The organism is Streptococcus mitis (assembly GCF_946188375.1).
Lineage (GTDB): Bacteria > Bacillota > Bacilli > Lactobacillales > Streptococcaceae > Streptococcus > Streptococcus mitis_CX.
Window position 1 is genome coordinate 44667 of the sequence record NZ_CAMHUS010000011.1, and the last position, 15066, is coordinate 59732.

Annotated in this window: 14 protein-coding genes and 1 tRNA gene; all 15 read right to left on the bottom strand. The window is 42.3% G+C overall.

Annotated features, from left to right (window positions below; genetic code table 11):
- Nucleotides 1-50: 50 nt before the first annotated feature.
- The 15 genes from N8M16_RS08975 to N8M16_RS09045 all read right to left on the bottom strand — a co-directional run bounded on the left by N8M16_RS08975 (nt 51) and on the right by N8M16_RS09045 (nt 15064).
- Nucleotides 51-773 carry a pseudouridine synthase gene (locus N8M16_RS08975; protein WP_261070041.1) on the bottom strand — a complete coding sequence of 241 codons (723 nt, stop codon included), beginning with the start codon at nt 771-773 and terminating at the stop codon, nt 51-53.
- Nucleotides 774-1041: 268 nt separating this feature from the next.
- Entirely contained in the window at nt 1042-1272 is a 231-nt protein-coding gene (locus N8M16_RS08980) for a GlsB/YeaQ/YmgE family stress response membrane protein (protein ID WP_261070042.1), read from the bottom strand.
- A gap of 9 nt (nt 1273-1281) precedes the next feature.
- A complete protein-coding gene (locus N8M16_RS08985; RefSeq protein WP_261070043.1) occupies nt 1282-2523 on the bottom strand; it encodes an aminopeptidase in 1242 nt (413 codons plus the stop codon).
- Nucleotides 2524-2550: 27 nt separating this feature from the next.
- Entirely contained in the window at nt 2551-2703 is a 153-nt protein-coding gene (locus tag N8M16_RS08990) for a hypothetical protein (protein ID WP_261070044.1), read from the bottom strand.
- A 23-nt stretch (nt 2704-2726) separates the two neighbouring features.
- On the bottom strand, nt 2727-7118 hold the full coding sequence (locus N8M16_RS08995; protein ID WP_261070045.1) for a PolC-type DNA polymerase III: 4392 nt from the start codon (nt 7116-7118) through the stop codon (nt 2727-2729).
- A gap of 103 nt (nt 7119-7221) precedes the next feature.
- Nucleotides 7222-9303, bottom strand: coding sequence for an elongation factor G (fusA, locus tag N8M16_RS09000; RefSeq protein WP_000090348.1), 2082 nt, complete (start codon nt 9301-9303; stop codon nt 7222-7224).
- 279 nt (nt 9304-9582) lie between these two features.
- A complete protein-coding gene (gene rpsG, locus N8M16_RS09005) occupies nt 9583-10053 on the bottom strand; it encodes a 30S ribosomal protein S7 (RefSeq protein WP_000087873.1) in 471 nt (156 codons plus the stop codon).
- Nucleotides 10054-10072: 19 nt separating this feature from the next.
- Entirely contained in the window at nt 10073-10486 is a 414-nt protein-coding gene (rpsL, locus tag N8M16_RS09010) for a 30S ribosomal protein S12 (RefSeq protein WP_001142332.1), read from the bottom strand.
- Between the two features lie 311 nt (nt 10487-10797).
- Complete coding sequence (locus N8M16_RS09015; RefSeq protein ID WP_261010421.1) at nt 10798-11397, bottom strand: response regulator transcription factor; 600 nt, start codon at nt 11395-11397, stop codon at nt 10798-10800.
- Nucleotides 11398-12495 carry a sensor histidine kinase gene (locus N8M16_RS09020; protein ID WP_261070046.1) on the bottom strand — a complete coding sequence of 366 codons (1098 nt, stop codon included), beginning with the start codon at nt 12493-12495 and terminating at the stop codon, nt 11398-11400.
- On the bottom strand, nt 12495-13232 hold the full coding sequence (locus tag N8M16_RS09025) for an ABC transporter permease (protein WP_261070047.1): 738 nt from the start codon (nt 13230-13232) through the stop codon (nt 12495-12497). The genes N8M16_RS09020 and N8M16_RS09025 overlap by 1 nt, the downstream gene beginning before the upstream one ends.
- 1 nt (nt 13233) lies before the next feature.
- Nucleotides 13234-14118, bottom strand: coding sequence for an ABC transporter ATP-binding protein (locus tag N8M16_RS09030; protein WP_261070048.1), 885 nt, complete (start codon nt 14116-14118; stop codon nt 13234-13236).
- The gene (locus N8M16_RS09035; protein ID WP_006146175.1) at nt 14105-14299 is read right to left on the bottom strand and encodes a hypothetical protein; all 195 of its coding nucleotides are present in this window, start codon (nt 14297-14299) and stop codon (nt 14105-14107) included. Before N8M16_RS09035 ends, N8M16_RS09030 begins: the two co-directional genes overlap by 14 nt.
- The gene (locus N8M16_RS09040) at nt 14296-14502 is read right to left on the bottom strand and encodes a hypothetical protein (protein ID WP_025170070.1); all 207 of its coding nucleotides are present in this window, start codon (nt 14500-14502) and stop codon (nt 14296-14298) included. The genes N8M16_RS09035 and N8M16_RS09040 overlap by 4 nt, the downstream gene beginning before the upstream one ends.
- A gap of 488 nt (nt 14503-14990) precedes the next feature.
- A tRNA-Pro gene (locus N8M16_RS09045) sits at nt 14991-15064 on the bottom strand.
- Between the last annotated feature and the right edge of the window lie 2 nt (nt 15065-15066).

Sequence of the window (15066 nt, forward strand, 5' to 3'; positions counted from 1 at the left end):
AACATAAAAGGCAAGGACATTCTTCCTCACCTTTTCGAATATAAATCAAATTAAGCAATATTCGCAAGGAGAGCTTCTAACTCTTCCTTGGTCAAGCGACGCCATTCTCCTCGCTGCAAGTTCTCATCTAAAACTAAAGTTCCCATAGTCAAACGCTGTAGGTCCACTACTTCCTTGCCACAGTAAGCCACCATACGCTTGACCTGATGGAACTTCCCTTCTGCAATGGTCACACGGATTTGGCTTTGAATTTTTTCTGTATCTATGGACACAATCTCCAGTTTAGCGGGCTGACAAGTAAAGTCTTTGAGAGGAATACCCTTAGCAAATATCTCCACATCTTCTTGGGTCATGATTCCCTTGACTTGTGCCTGATACGTCTTGTCAACATGACGCTTAGGTGAAAGAAGAGCATGGGCCAGCTGACCATCATTGGTCAAGAGCAAAAGACCATGCGTGTCAATATCCAAGCGTCCTACTGGGAAAACTTCCTTGCTCCGAGCCAAGTCATCCAACAAGTCCAACACCGTTCTGTGTTTAGGATCTTCAGTCGCTGAAATAACCCCTTGGGGCTTGTTCATCATGTAGTAGACAAACTCTTCATACTCCAACACTTGACCATCAAATCGAATCTCATCTCTTTCTTCATCAATCTGCAATTTAGCTGACTTTTCTTTTTTACTATTTACCGTCACGCGCCCAGCCTTGAGCAAGTTTTTGACCTCAGTCCGACTTCCCACAGCGCAGGCAACTAAAAATTTATCCAATCTCATAGAACTATTATATCATATCAAAAGGAGGCTGGTACAATGACCAACCTCCTTTTCGTTTCATACTCTTCAAAAATCTCTTCAAACCGCGTCAACGTCGCCTTGCCGTATGTATGGTTACTGACTTCGTCAGTTCTATCCACAACCTCAAAACAGTGTTTTGAGCTGACTTCGTCAGTTCTATCTACAACCGCAAAGCAGTGCTTTGAGCAGCCTGCGGCTAGTTTCCTAGTTTGCTCTTTGATTTTCATTGAGTATCAGATTTAGGAAATTAACTTCCTCGTCTCCAAAAAATAGCTAAGACAATCATGGAACCTAGTACTGCCGGAATAATGGCAGTTCCTGCTATTATCGGTCCCCAAGTCCCAAAAAGCAAGTGGCCTATAAAGGCACCAACCCATCCGAGAAACATTTTTCCAAAACATCCCATGTGTTCTCCACGATTGGTCAGAGTACCTGCTAAAAATCCCACTAGGAGACCAACGAACATACTTCCTAACATATTATCTCCTTAATTTGCCCAATCTCCCTTACGGAAGAGTGGTACACGTGTCCCATCCTCACGGATACCATCGATATCCATTTGGTTAGAACCAATCATAAAGTCCACGTGAACATCTGAACGGTTCAGCCCCGCAGCTTCAAGCTCTTCTTCACTCATCTCCGCTCCACCAACTACGCTAGTTGCATAGGCTGCACCGATAGCCAAGTGGTTTGAAGCATTCTCATCGAAAAGGGTGTTGAAGAAGGTAATACCTGACTGAGAAATTGGGCTTGGATCTGGTACCAAGGCACATTCACCCAAGGCACGCGCACCCGCATTTTCAAAGACAAGGTCTTTCATGACCTGATCACCCTTCTCTGCAGTGATATCAACGATTTGTCCATCCTTAAAGGTCACCTTAATACCTTCAATAATGTTTCCGTTATAACTAAGCGGTTTTGTAGAAGTGACATAACCATCTGCACGACGGAAGTCAGGTGCTGTGAAGACTTCTTCTGTCGGCATATTTGGCAAGAATCCTTCACCCTGTGCATTGATAGCACCAGCTGATTCCCAAACATGGTTTTTCGGCAAACCAAGTGTCAAATCTGTTCCTGGCGCTGTGTAGTGAAGGGCTGAAAATTGCTCTTTATTAAGCATATCGGCCTTGCTCTTGAGGATAGCTGCATGCTCTTCCCAAGCCTTAACAGGATCTTCTTCATAGACACGGCAAGTTTTGAAGATTTGGTCCCAAAGGAGATCGACTGCTTCTTCATCGTTCGCAGCATTTGGAAAGACTTTCTTAGCCCACTCAAGTCCAGCAGCGGCTGCTACCGTCCAGCTAACCTTGTTAGATTGAGTTGCGATTCGCATTGGCTTCATGGCAAGTCCCATAGCTTTAGCAGAAGCTGAAAGCTTGTCAGCATCCACACCGTTCAAAGCACCTGGATCAGATGAACGAACTCCAAGACGGCTAGCCTTGTTTTCCAAAAGATAGTTCATCTCAGCAATCTTATATTCTGGCACATTGTCCAAACGCTCCATCGGCGCATGGAGGAATTTCTCACGGTTAATGACATCATCTGTCCACTGAACAATAACCTCATGCGCACCCAAAGCATAAGCTTCTTTCACAATCAAATGCGCCAACTCGCGTTGCTCCACATCAATAGAAAGAGCCAAAGTGTGACCAGCCTGCACGTTGATTCCGTTCGCAACCAGTAATTTCGCATATTTTTCTAGATTTTCTTTAAAATTTGGTAAAACCATGTTGTTTTCTCTTTTCTATTTTTATTTTTATTTTTCTTTCAAAGCAGAGAATAATCCTGCTAAAGCAATGGCACCTGACCAGAGTGCTGTTGATAGAAGAATTATTTCATCTGCCAGCTCTAGCTGATAGTCAAAAACTTTTTGAGCTGGTTTGTCTTCTGCAAATATTCTTAGTTTCATCAAAAGCCCTCCGTTACTAGCACTTAAAACAACTCATCAAACAAACTCAACTGGTTATCCTCTGGCATATTTCCGAGAATTCCCATTTCATCCATCTTTTCAACCAAGGTTGATGAGAGCCCTCCACGCTTGCGCAATTCTGTTTTAGAGAGGAATTCTCCCTCTTCACGCGCTCGCACCAGCTGCTTAGCAACGTTCTCTCCTAGACCATCCATAGCAACAAATGGTGGAATCAGTGTATCTCCGTCAATGATGAATTCAGTCGCATCACTACGGTAGAGGTCTAACTTCCCAAACTTGAAGCCACGCTCCCACATCTCATTGACAATCTCAAGAGTTGTATAGAGATCGATCTCCACATTAGAGGCTTCATTGTTCTTCCGTTTTTCAGAGATTTCTTCCATTCTGCGCTTGATAGCCTCCAAGCCCGCCCCCATGGTCTTGATATCAAAAGCCTTAGCACGGATTGAGAAATAAGCACAGTAGTAATAAATGGGATGATGAACCTTGAAGTAAGCTACACGCAAGGCCATCATAACGTAGGCTGCCGCATGGGCCTTAGGGAACATATACTTAATTTTCCCACAGGACTCGATATACCACTCTGGCACCTTATTAGCCTTCATGGCTTCAATGTAGCCATTGCGTTCCTCTTCGGAAATCTTGAGCCACAAGCCCTTACGTACCCGTTCCATGATGGTAAAGGCCATCTTAGGTTCGAGACCAGCATGCATGAGGTAAACCATGATGTCGTCTCGACAACCGATAACGGTTGATAGATCCGCAATCCCTTGTTTAATCAAATCCTGGGCATTTCCCAACCAAACGTCAGTACCGTGGGACAGTCCAGACAACTGAAGCAATTCTGCAAAAGTCGTCGGATGCGTTTCATCTACCATGCCTCGTACAAAGTTGGTTCCAAACTCTGGAATCCCCAGCATGCCTGTCGGAGTTCCGATTTGTTCAGGAGTCACACCTAGCACATCAGTCCCAGAAAAGAGGGCCATCACGCCTTCGTCATCCATAGGGATTTCATTAGGATCAATCCCAGACAAGTCCTGGAGTTTTCGAATCATGGTCGGATCATCATGTCCCAGCACATCGAGTTTGAGGACGTTCTCATCGATATCGTGGAAGTTAAAGTGAGTGGTCTGCCATTCAGCCGTCACGTCATCTGCTGGATACTGGACAGGCGTAAAGTCGTAAACATCCATGTAGTTAGGAATAACAACGATTCCTCCCGGGTGTTGTCCCGTCGTCCGCTTGACACCAGCTGCACCTTGAGCGAGGCGTTCCACCTCTGCATCACGATAAAACTTGCCATAGTCTCGCTCGTAACCCTTGACAAATCCATAGGCAGTCTTAGCAGCTACCGTACCAACCGTTCCTGCACGGAAGGCATATTCCTCACCAAAGATATCACGCACATCCAAGTGGGCGCTAGGCTGGTCTTCTCCCGAGAAGTTCAAGTCAATATCAGGAACCTTGTCCCCATCAAAACCAAGGAAGGTCTCGAAAGGAATATCTTGCCCATTTTTGCTGAGTTTGTGACCACAGTTTGGACAGTCCTTATTGGGCATATCAAAACCTGAACCGTAAGAACCGTCAGTGATAAACTCACTGTACTGACACTGACCACAGACATAGTGAGGAGAGAGAGGATTGACCTCTGTAATCCCAATCATGGTCGCAACGAAACTAGATCCGACAGACCCACGAGAACCAACCAAGTAACCCCGTTCATTGGAACGTTGCACCAGCATCTGCGATGCCAGATAAATCACGGCAAATCCATTCCCCAGAATAGAGGTTAGTTCTTTTTCAATCCGCAAATCAACAATATCTGGCAGTGGATTTCCATAAATCTCAAAAGCTTTCTTATAGGTCAACTCAGCAACCGTTTCTTCCGCCTTGTCGATAAAAGGTGTGTACAAATCACCTTTTACAACCTCAACAGGCTCAAAGGTTTCTGCCAAGGCATTGGTGTTTTCAATAACCAGTTTACGAGCCAGTTCCTCTCCCAAGAAGGCAAATTCATCCAACATCTCATTGGTCGTTCGAAAATGAGCCTTTGGAAGTGGTGCTGGTTGGGCATGTTCACCATGACCGATGGTCCGGTTAATCATAGCCCCCTGCCCCAAACTACGGACAATAATTTCACGATAAATCTCTTCTTCCGGTTCGATATAGTGAACATTTCCGGTAGCCAGAACAGGCTTACCAAGACGGTCTCCCACCTCTATCAAACTCTTGATAATGGTCTGGAGTTCCTCCATATCCTTGACCTGCTCCTTGGCGATTAAGGGAGCATAGATAGCAGGTGGCATAACCTCGATAAAGTCATAATACTTGGCCACCTCAACCGCCGCATCCACACCTTGGGAAACAACCGCGTCAAAAACTTCACCTTCAGAGCAAGCTGAACCTAAAATCAGACCTTCCCGATGGGCATCTAAAACCGTTCTCGGAATCCGTGGTACCCCTTCAAAGTACTTGGTATTAGACAGAGAAACCAGCTTAAAGATATTTTTTAGCCCCACCTGATTCTTGACATAAATGGTCGCATGCTTGATCCGAGCTTTTTTATAAGAATCTGGACTAATCAAATCAATATTAAGTCTAGCTAGATCGGTCACACCATGTTTTTCTGCTACTTCTTTGATAAAAATAAAGAGCAGACGACCAGTAGCTTCCGCATCGTAATTGGCCATGTGGTGATGTTCCAAAGCCACACCAAAACGCTTGGTCAAAGGCCCCAAACCATGACGTTTATACTCAGGATAGAGATTTCTAGCAAACTCCAGCGTATCAATAACTGGCTGACTAATCTTTGGCAGACCATGACGCTCATAGTTGGCATTCATAAATCCAACGTCAAAGGTAGCATTGTGGGCAACTAAGACCGTATCCTTGCAGAATTCTTGGAATTCTTGCAAAACTTGTTCCAGTGGTTTGGCATTTTTGACATGGTCATCTGTAATTCCAGTCAACTCAGTAGTAAAAGCTGACAAGGGATGTCCAGGATTGATAAATTCATCAAATTCAGCAATAACATTCCCCTTGTACATCTTAGAGGCCGCAACCTGAATCAAATCATTATAGATAGCTGAAAGCCCCGTCGTTTCCACGTCAAAGACCACGTAGGTCGCTTCCGACAAGTCCATCTCCACTTCGTTGTAGACGATAGGGACACGGTCCTCCACGATATTGGCTTCCATACCATAGATCAGCTGGATTCCCGCTTTCTTAGCCGCCTTATAGCCATGTGGGAAGGACTGGACATTCCCGTGGTCCGTGATGGCAACAGCCTTGTGTCCCCACTTAGCAGCTGTCGCAACTATTTCTTCAACCTCTGGGAGAGCATCCATGGTCGACATGTTAGTATGAGCATGAAACTCAACCCGCCGTTCTCCTTCTGGCATTAAATCCTTCCGCTCATAGTGAACAACTTCCTGCACATCCTGCACGTTCATCGTCAAATCGCGTGTGAAGTTATTCATCTCCACATTCCCACGAACTCGGAGCCAAGAATTTTTCTTAATTAGATCAAATTTCTGAGCCTCTTCCTCGTTCTTAACCCACTTTTGCATCGAAAAACTGGAAGTGTAGTCTGTCATTTTAAAGTTGATCAAAACACGCCCTGTTCTGGTCACTTTTTGCTCCACATCAAAAACAACCCCTTCAAAGACCAGACGATTTTCCTCAGTCGTCACTTCAATCATAGGAGTAATCTCCGCCTTATCCAGCTTCGGTTTAGCTGCAGCTTTTTTAGCTTGAAAATCAAAGGCTGGTTTCTCTTCAGCTGGAGGAGGTGCCATCTGTTCTAGTTGTTCCATAGCACGGAGCGCTTCCTCATTGGCAGCTTGAACAATCTGCTCATTTTCAGCATGAAAGGCCTCTTCCTGCTCTTGGGTCAGCACATCATTTTTCTCTACTTGACAATTAAAAGTTGGAAAACCAAACTTTTCAAGTTGTTTGACTAAATTAGGAAGATGATTCTTCTTAAAGTGTTCTTTATCAATCGCCTCAGAGCCCTCAATAAAGAGTTGGTTCCCCTCCGCACGAACTTGCAAATTTTGATAAAGGGACTTAAAACCTTGACTAGCACATGGCCCTTCAGAAAAAGCCTCTCTATAGTAGGCCTGTAAGAGTTGATTTGAAAATTCTTGAGACAGAGCCTTAATTTCAAAAATAGCTTTATTACCTGTCTTAGAAAATTCTTCCCTCAAACCCTTCTTTAATTCTAAAAAGATTTCAATCGGTAAAATATTAGAAAATACGAAATGAAACTCCCATACCTTACTAATTTTATGAACCACAACTCGCTCAATATCGGCCTGTGCTAAAGCAGGAGTCTGTCTCATTTCAGCAGGTATCCCCAATTGATTCATCAAAATTTCAAAACTATTTGACATTCATTTTCCTCACATTATTCTCCTACTATTTTACCATACTTAGAGGTGTTTTCTAAAGACAAAAGGAAGCCACTAAGTGACTTCCTTCTAGAGTGAGGACAGATTAGTCTTCACCTTTGTTTTTCTTAATGATTTCTTCTTGTACTGACTTAGGTACATCTTCGTAGTGGTCAAATACCATCATGAATGTACCACGTCCTTGAGATGCAGAACGAAGAACTGTTGCGTAACCGAACATTTCAGCAAGTGGAACGTAAGCACGAACGATTTGGCTGTTACCGTGTGCTTCCATACCATCTACACGTCCACGACGAGCAGTTACGTGACCCATAACATCACCAAGGTTTTCTTCTGGAACAGTGATTGTTACAAGCATCATTGGCTCAAGGATAGCTGGTTGTGCTGATTTAGCAGCTTCTTTAAGGGCAAGTGAAGCCGCGATCTTGAAGGCAGTTTCAGATGAGTCGACATCGTGGTATGAACCATCGTAAAGCTTAGCTTTAACGTCAACCATTGGGTAACCTGCAAGAACACCGTTAGCCATAGATTCTACCAAACCTTTTTCAACCGCTGGGATAAATTCACGAGGAACCACACCACCGACGATTGCGTTTTCAAATTCGAATCCTTTACCTTCTTCGTTTGGAGTAAATTCAATCCATACATCACCGAATTGACCTTTACCACCAGACTGACGTTTGAAGAATCCACGTGCTTGAGTAGAAGCACGGAATGTTTCACGGTAAGATACTTGAGGAGCACCTACGTTCGCTTCAACTTTGAACTCACGACGCATACGGTCAACAAGGACGTCAAGGTGAAGTTCACCCATACCAGAGATAACTGTTTCACCAGTTTCAACGTTTGTTTCAACGCGGAATGTTGGATCTTCTTCAGCCAATTTTTGAAGGGCGATACCCATCTTATCTTGGTCTGCTTTAGATTTTGGCTCAACCATCAATTGGATAACTGGTTCTGGAACGTTGATTGACTCAAGGATGATTTTAGCTTTTTCATCTGTCAATGAGTCACCAGTTGTAGTATCTTTCAAACCAACGGCAGCAGCGATATCACCTGAGTAAACAGTGTCAATTTCTTGACGGCTGTTAGCGTGCATTTGAAGGATACGTCCGATACGTTCACGTTTACCTTTAGAAGTGTTCAATACGTAAGAACCTGATTGAAGCACACCTGAGTAAACACGGAAGAATGTCAAACGACCTACGAATGGGTCAGTCATGATCTTGAAGGCAAGAGCTGCAAATGGCTCTTCGTCAGATGCTGGACGAGTTTCTTCTTCGTCTGTATCTGGGTTGATACCTTTGATCGCTGGGATGTCAAGTGGGCTTGGAAGGTAGTCAATAACCGCATCAAGCATCAATTGAACACCTTTGTTCTTGAAGGCTGAACCACACAATACTGGGAAGAATTCAACGTTGATAGTCGCTTTACGGATACCAGCTTTCAATTCTTCGTTAGTGATTTCTTCACCTTCGAGGTATTTCATCATCAATTCTTCATCAGTTTCAGCAACTGCTTCGATCAATTTTTCACGGTATTCTTGAGCTTGATCAAGGTATTCAGCTGGAATATCTTCTTCAAGGATATCTGTACCAAGGTCGTTAGTATAGATTTCAGCTTTCATCTTGATCAAGTCGATGATACCACGGAAGTCATCTTCAGAACCGATTGGCAATTGGATTGGGTGTGCATTTGCTTGAAGACGATCGTGAAGTGTGCTTACAGAGTAAAGGAAGTCAGCACCGATTTTGTCCATTTTGTTGGCAAATACAATACGTGGAACTCCATACTCAGTTGCTTGGCGCCAAACTGTTTCAGTTTGAGGCTCAACACCTGATTGTGAGTCAAGAACAGTAACCGCACCATCCAATACACGAAGAGAACGTTGTACTTCGATTGTGAAGTCCACGTGTCCTGGTGTGTCGATGATGTTTACGCGGTGGTTGTTCCATTGAGCTGTTGTCGCAGCAGATGTGATAGTGATACCACGCTCTTGCTCTTGCTCCATCCAGTCCATTTGTGACGCACCTTCGTGAGTTTCACCGATTTTGTGGATTTTACCAGTGTAGTAAAGAATACGCTCAGTAGTTGTTGTTTTACCAGCATCGACGTGAGCCATGATACCGATATTACGAGTTTTTTCAAGTGAAAATTCGCGTGCCATGAGGTTTGTTTCTCCTATTTATTTTTGATTTCTATTCTATTATAACACGATTTTAATAAAAACGGATAGGCAGGACCTACCCGTTCTCAATGTTTTCATGCTATTGTTGGTTTCAACTTGTAGATTTTCAAGTTGAATTGAACTCGGGCTAAAGTTAATTAGCCGATTTGAGCCGGAACGGGATGCTGTGTGAAAAAGATAAACTTCCTTGTATTCGTCGAATACTGCGTCAGTTTCCTATTTTCACCTTGCATCCTTACCGTTCCTAGCATCATGATTTTACCAACGGAAGTGTGCGAATGCACGGTTAGCTTCAGCCATACGGTGAGTGTCTTCACGTTTCTTAACAGCTGCACCAGTGTTGTTAGCAGCATCCAAGATTTCTTTTGCAAGACGGTCTTGCATTGTGTGTTCACCACGAAGACGAGCGATTGTTACCAACCAACGAAGTCCAAGTGTTGTACGACGTTCTGGACGAACTTCAACTGGGACTTGGTAGTTAGAACCACCAACACGACGTGCACGTACTTCAAGTACAGGCATGATGTTTTCCATAGCTGTTTCAAACACTTCAAGTGCATCGTTTCCAGTAGCTTCTTTGATTTGCTCAAAAGCACCGTAAACGATTGAAGCAGCTGTACCACGTTTACCATCAAGCATAACGCGGTTGATAAGACGAGTAACTAATTGTGAATTGTAAAGCGGATCTGGCAATACGTCACGTTTTGGAGCTCTATTTTTACGACTCATTTCTCTTTATCCCCTTTCCTTATGCTTTTGGACGTTTAGTACCGTATTTAGAACGGCCTTGTTTACGATCGTTAACACCTGCAGTATCAAGTGCACCACGGACGATATGGTAACGTACCCCTGGAAGGTCTTTTACACGTCCACCACGAAGAAGAACCACGCTGTGCTCTTGCAAGTTGTGTCCGATACCTGGGATGTAGGCAGTAACTTCGATAAGGTTGCTCAAACGTACACGAGCGAATTTACGAAGGGCTGAGTTAGGTTTTTTAGGTGTCATTGTTCCAACACGAGTTGCAACACCACGTTTTTGTGGTGAAGAAACGTTTGTTTGAACTTTTTTATGACTGTTGTAACCAACGTTCAAAGCTGGTGATTTAGATTTTTCTACTTTTGATTTACGCGGTTTGCGAACCAATTGGTTAATTGTAGGCATCTACATTCTCCTGTGTTTTTTTATTTTTGGTGATGATACACTTGGTGACAGCTATCATCTGTGTGTACTTTTGCAACATTTGTCAGCACGTCCCTGTACACTCTTGAGAGACCAAAAGTAAAAAGTACCGTCTATTATTGTAACAAAATTTTCCCTTGGTTGTCAAGATATTTTTCTTTTTTATTGTTAATTTTAGCTCTTTTGTAGTGCTCCCTAAAAAAGAAAAAGGAGGAATCCCACCCTCCTAAAATTAATATTGTTCCATTCAATCTCATCAATTTTAGACATAATGTTCAAAAAATATTATATCATCACAACCAACCAGATTCTTTCGCGATATTAGCTGCCTCTGTTCGATTACCTGCATCTAGTTTTGAAAGAATATTGGTGACATAGTTTCGGACTGTTCCGTTTGATAAATAAAGTTGATCTGCAATTTCTTGGTTAGAGAAACCCTGAGCGACTCCCTTTAAAACTGCGATTTCTTGCTCCGTTAATGGATTGGGATGCGTCATCACCACTTCCATCAATTCAGGCGAATACTCCTTGCGTCCCTCTAGGACGGTGTGCAAGGTTTTCATGAGGTCTGCAATGTTTCTTTCTTTTAATACATAAGCATCTACTCCGGCCTTGACCGCACGTTCAAAATACCCAGGACGCTTGAAGGTCGTCACCACAACCACCTTTGTTTCAAGCTTTTCTGCTCGTATCCACTCCAAGACTTCAAGACCTGTCTTAACAGGCATTTCTACATCAAGGATGGCGATATCTACAGACTCCTTTTCTAATAGTTGGATTGCTTCTTGCCCATTCTTGGCTTGAAGGACAGACTCTACATCTGGTTGAAGCGTGAGCAACTGACACATAGCATCTCGCAACATACTTTGATCTTCTGCGACTAATACTTTCATCTACTTTCTCTCCTTATAAGGTAGTCGAACCTGAACTTCTGTCGGTTGTTTCTGACTAATTACATTTACTTCTCCCGAAAATGGAAGAACACGATCTCGGACTGTATGGAGGTCATCCCCCTTTATAGAAGTAAAGCCACAGCCATCATCTCTCACTGTTAGAATGAGTTCTTTCTCTGTCCGTTCTAATTTTAAGTAGACTTTAGACGCTTTAGCATGTTTGATGATATTGGTCACTAATTCAAGCAATATCATGGAAGCCGTTGACTCCAATTCCTGAGTTAAGCTAGCTGTATCTAGTTGATTAGCTATTTCCACCTCGATTCCAGCAATTTCTAACATCTTTTTCACAGTCTCTAGTTCGGATGTCAAAGTTCTAGACTTAAGATTTTCCACAATGGTTCGCACTTCACGCATTGATTCTTTGCTAATTTGCTGAATTTCTTTTAATTCCTTTTCCACCTGTGGATAAGCCTCCATCTGAAATAACTGCAAGGCCAAATCTGTCTTGACACTCAGCATAGCAAAAGTGTGTCCCAAGCTATCATGCAAATCCTGACCGATACGACTGCGTTCATTTTCAGCAAGCAATAGATTTATCTGGGCATTTTGCTTAGCCTGAGCTTCTTTCAAATCCTCCACAATACGAATCCGAACCAAGCCAAAAGTCATTAAATCGATAAAAGTGATAATTCCAAGCAGATAGACTAGAAACTCAACTTCAACTTCCTGAAAAATCAAAAGTTGCCCCACAACAAGGACTTGAGCAAGGAGAAAAGTCCGGACATGTAAAGAATTAAAACTACGTACGCCGAAATGATAAATTAAGAGATTGGCAAGGAAAAAGAAGAACCAGATATAATTTACACCAACAAAGGCAGTATTCCCAGCTACATAGGCTAGCATAATCACCCAACAGAGCCAGGATAAACGCTGACTCTTGGTGGTTAAAACACCTAAGTAAGCCAAGACAAACAGAATATCAATCAATAAATGCCAGACAGCAAGCTCCCCAGTCACTACAGGAACGATGGGAAAAACCATAAAAATCAAACTGGCCCAATACATATAGTCTATGCTTTTTAGTCTTTCAAGCATTAAGCATTCTCCTTATGACCTTGAAGGTAAATGGTCAAACCAAACAAAACTGTTGAAAAAACAAGTAGATAAACTGTGGCTGATAAATTGATGCCACCCTCGTTTAAGAAGGTCTTGAGCAACTCCATCAACTGATAAGTTGGTAGGCACTTTCCGATTGCTTGCATCCAGTCTGGAAATAAAGAAATGGGCATCCAGAGCCCGCCTAAAACAGCCAAGCCTAGATAGAGAAGATTGCCCACGACAGACATCAGCTGACTAGAAGGCAAGAGAGTCAAGGTCAAGCCAAGTGCTACAAAAGCAATACTTCCCAAAATCAGCAAGAGCGCAGCCCCAATCCAGCTTCCTAAAGACATATCCACACCTCTGACCAAGTGCCCAACTGAGAAAACAACCAGGATTGAGACCAAATAATCAACCATCATACTTGTTATCTTTGATAGATAATATTCTACCATATTTACAGGGGTATGGCGCAATGTTTTCTGCCAGTTGTTGATTTTATCGGTATGTAAGACAGCTGGAAATGAAAACATGGCTGTCGACATCATGGAAAAAGCCGTCATGGAGATGAGGTAATCACGCATAAAATTAGCTGGTCCACCGGGTGTGTCCTGGTACATGCCTGAAAAGAATAAATAGAAGGCTGTCGGCATACCTACTGATAATAAATAATAGACTAATTGTCGTTTGGTCAATAGAAATTCTATCTTGTTTAGTGCGATCCATCGTTTCATCTTAGTCATCTCCCTTTTGTGTTTCTTCAAAGATTGTATCCAACAAGCTACGATTATTGACTTCAATTTCTTGAATCCTACATCCTGCTTGCACTAACAGTTGCCAAAAAGCATCCGCTTCACGTGTAACTACTTGCAAAGCATCTTGTTTTTGTGACCAGTTTTCAACCAAGTTAGACTGCTCAATAATTTCCTTGTATACCAGAGGAAGGATAAAATGCTTTTCAATCTCCTCACTACGCATAGCTAGAGGGGTCGTATCACGGATCAACTCTCCCTTATTCAAGACCAAGATTCGGTCCGCTGTATGCTCTACCTCTTCGATATAATGGGACGAATAGAGAATGGTAACTCCCTTAGCTTTTAGCTCCTGAACAATTTCCCAAAAGCGTTGACGGGTTGAAGTATCCATGGCAGCAGTTGGTTCATCTAAAAAGACAAGCTTTGGTCGCCCAATCAAGGTCAAGACAAAAGAGAAAAGACGCTTTTGTCCACCTGACAATTTTTCTGCCAATTGCTCTTTTTGTTGCTGATCAAACTGCAATAGTTGATTGATTTCCTGGTTGCTCAAGGGATTTGGGTAAATGCTTTGAAAGAAAGCAATCAACTCTTTGACCTTTAATTTTTGAACGATAACATTTTCTTGAGGCAGATAACCTCTAATATAATCTAACTGAGAACTCGTCACTGACAAGCCTTGGATGGATACTTGACCGCTTGTGACCAGTTTATCTCCAAGCAGACAGTCCAAGAGTGTGGTCTTCCCAGCACCATTGGGCCCAATCAAGGCGACGCATTCACCTTCAGCTACCTCAAAGGAAATATCCTTCAAAATAGCCTTGCCCTTGATGTTTTTATTTAGGCTTTCTACCTTAATCATGTTCATGATATTCTCCTTTCAGCCACTCCTTTCCCATAGGAAAGGCGATAAAAATCATAAATCCTAGTCCCCAGGCACCACGGATGAATTGGTGAAGGAAGGCTTGATCAAACCAACCTGTAAACATTTCGACCAACCATACCACTAGTGATAGTCCAATAAAAAGATAGAGAATCGCTTTTTTCATTTTTCAAACTCCTTTTTCACATCTGAGACCAATTTCAAGCCTTCTCGGATAAGCCAAGACATCATGCCAAATCCTGCAAACAACTCCCAAGGAAAATGATAGAAGCCTTCATCCAATCCTGAAAACATGAGATAAGTCATGACTCCTGCTGCTACTAAACTCATTGCGACAATTACTTTATGTTTCATTTTTTCTTCCTCCATTTGATACATCTAGTATAATTCTTTGAAGGTAGAATCACTAGAAGCTTCTGTCATGAGGAAATATGACAAATGTCATAAAAGATTCTATTTAAAAGAATCAAGAAACATTACACAACAAGATACAGAGTAGGAAAGAATCTATAGTACCTCCATCAAAGTGATATCAAATTTAGACTATAATGTAAACTAATACGCATTTAAAATCAAAAGAGCGGAAATTTTTATCGTACAAAACATATATATTATAGGTAGCACAAAAAAACTCTTCATTTACTTTCTTAAAAGTTTGTGAGAATTATACAATCTGTTAAATTTTAATTTATGTACCTAAACTACAGTAATCATTGAACAAATCAGGAAACAAAAAAGTATACTCAATCAAAATGAATTACTGAAATTAAAAAAGAGAGAAGCAAACTGATTCTCTCTTAATGTATATAATATCTAGTTAAAACAAAAAAGATACGCTTACGTATCTCTGTAATGAATCGGGAAGACAGGATTCGAACCTGCGACACCTTGGTCCCAAACCAAGTACTCTACCAAGCTGAGCTACTTCCCGAG

Coding starts and splice junctions, on each gene's coding strand:
- N8M16_RS08975 (WP_261070041.1), bottom strand. CDS start 773: ATGAGATTGGATAAATTTTTAGTTGCCTGCGCTGTGGGAAGTCGGACT.
- N8M16_RS08980 (WP_261070042.1), bottom strand. CDS start 1,272: ATGTTAGGAAGTATGTTCGTTGGTCTCCTAGTGGGATTTTTAGCAGGT.
- N8M16_RS08985 (WP_261070043.1), bottom strand. CDS start 2,523: ATGGTTTTACCAAATTTTAAAGAAAATCTAGAAAAATATGCGAAATTA.
- N8M16_RS08990 (WP_261070044.1), bottom strand. CDS start 2,703: ATGAAACTAAGAATATTTGCAGAAGACAAACCAGCTCAAAAAGTTTTT.
- N8M16_RS08995 (WP_261070045.1), bottom strand. CDS start 7,118: ATGTCAAATAGTTTTGAAATTTTGATGAATCAATTGGGGATACCTGCT.
- fusA (WP_000090348.1), bottom strand. CDS start 9,303: ATGGCACGCGAATTTTCACTTGAAAAAACTCGTAATATCGGTATCATG.
- rpsG (WP_000087873.1), bottom strand. CDS start 10,053: ATGAGTCGTAAAAATAGAGCTCCAAAACGTGACGTATTGCCAGATCCG.
- rpsL (WP_001142332.1), bottom strand. CDS start 10,486: ATGCCTACAATTAACCAATTGGTTCGCAAACCGCGTAAATCAAAAGTA.
- N8M16_RS09015 (WP_261010421.1), bottom strand. CDS start 11,397: ATGAAAGTATTAGTCGCAGAAGATCAAAGTATGTTGCGAGATGCTATG.
- N8M16_RS09020 (WP_261070046.1), bottom strand. CDS start 12,495: ATGCTTGAAAGACTAAAAAGCATAGACTATATGTATTGGGCCAGTTTG.
- N8M16_RS09025 (WP_261070047.1), bottom strand. CDS start 13,232: ATGAAACGATGGATCGCACTAAACAAGATAGAATTTCTATTGACCAAA.
- N8M16_RS09030 (WP_261070048.1), bottom strand. CDS start 14,118: ATGAACATGATTAAGGTAGAAAGCCTAAATAAAAACATCAAGGGCAAG.
- N8M16_RS09035 (WP_006146175.1), bottom strand. CDS start 14,299: ATGAAAAAAGCGATTCTCTATCTTTTTATTGGACTATCACTAGTGGTA.
- N8M16_RS09040 (WP_025170070.1), bottom strand. CDS start 14,502: ATGGAGGAAGAAAAAATGAAACATAAAGTAATTGTCGCAATGAGTTTA.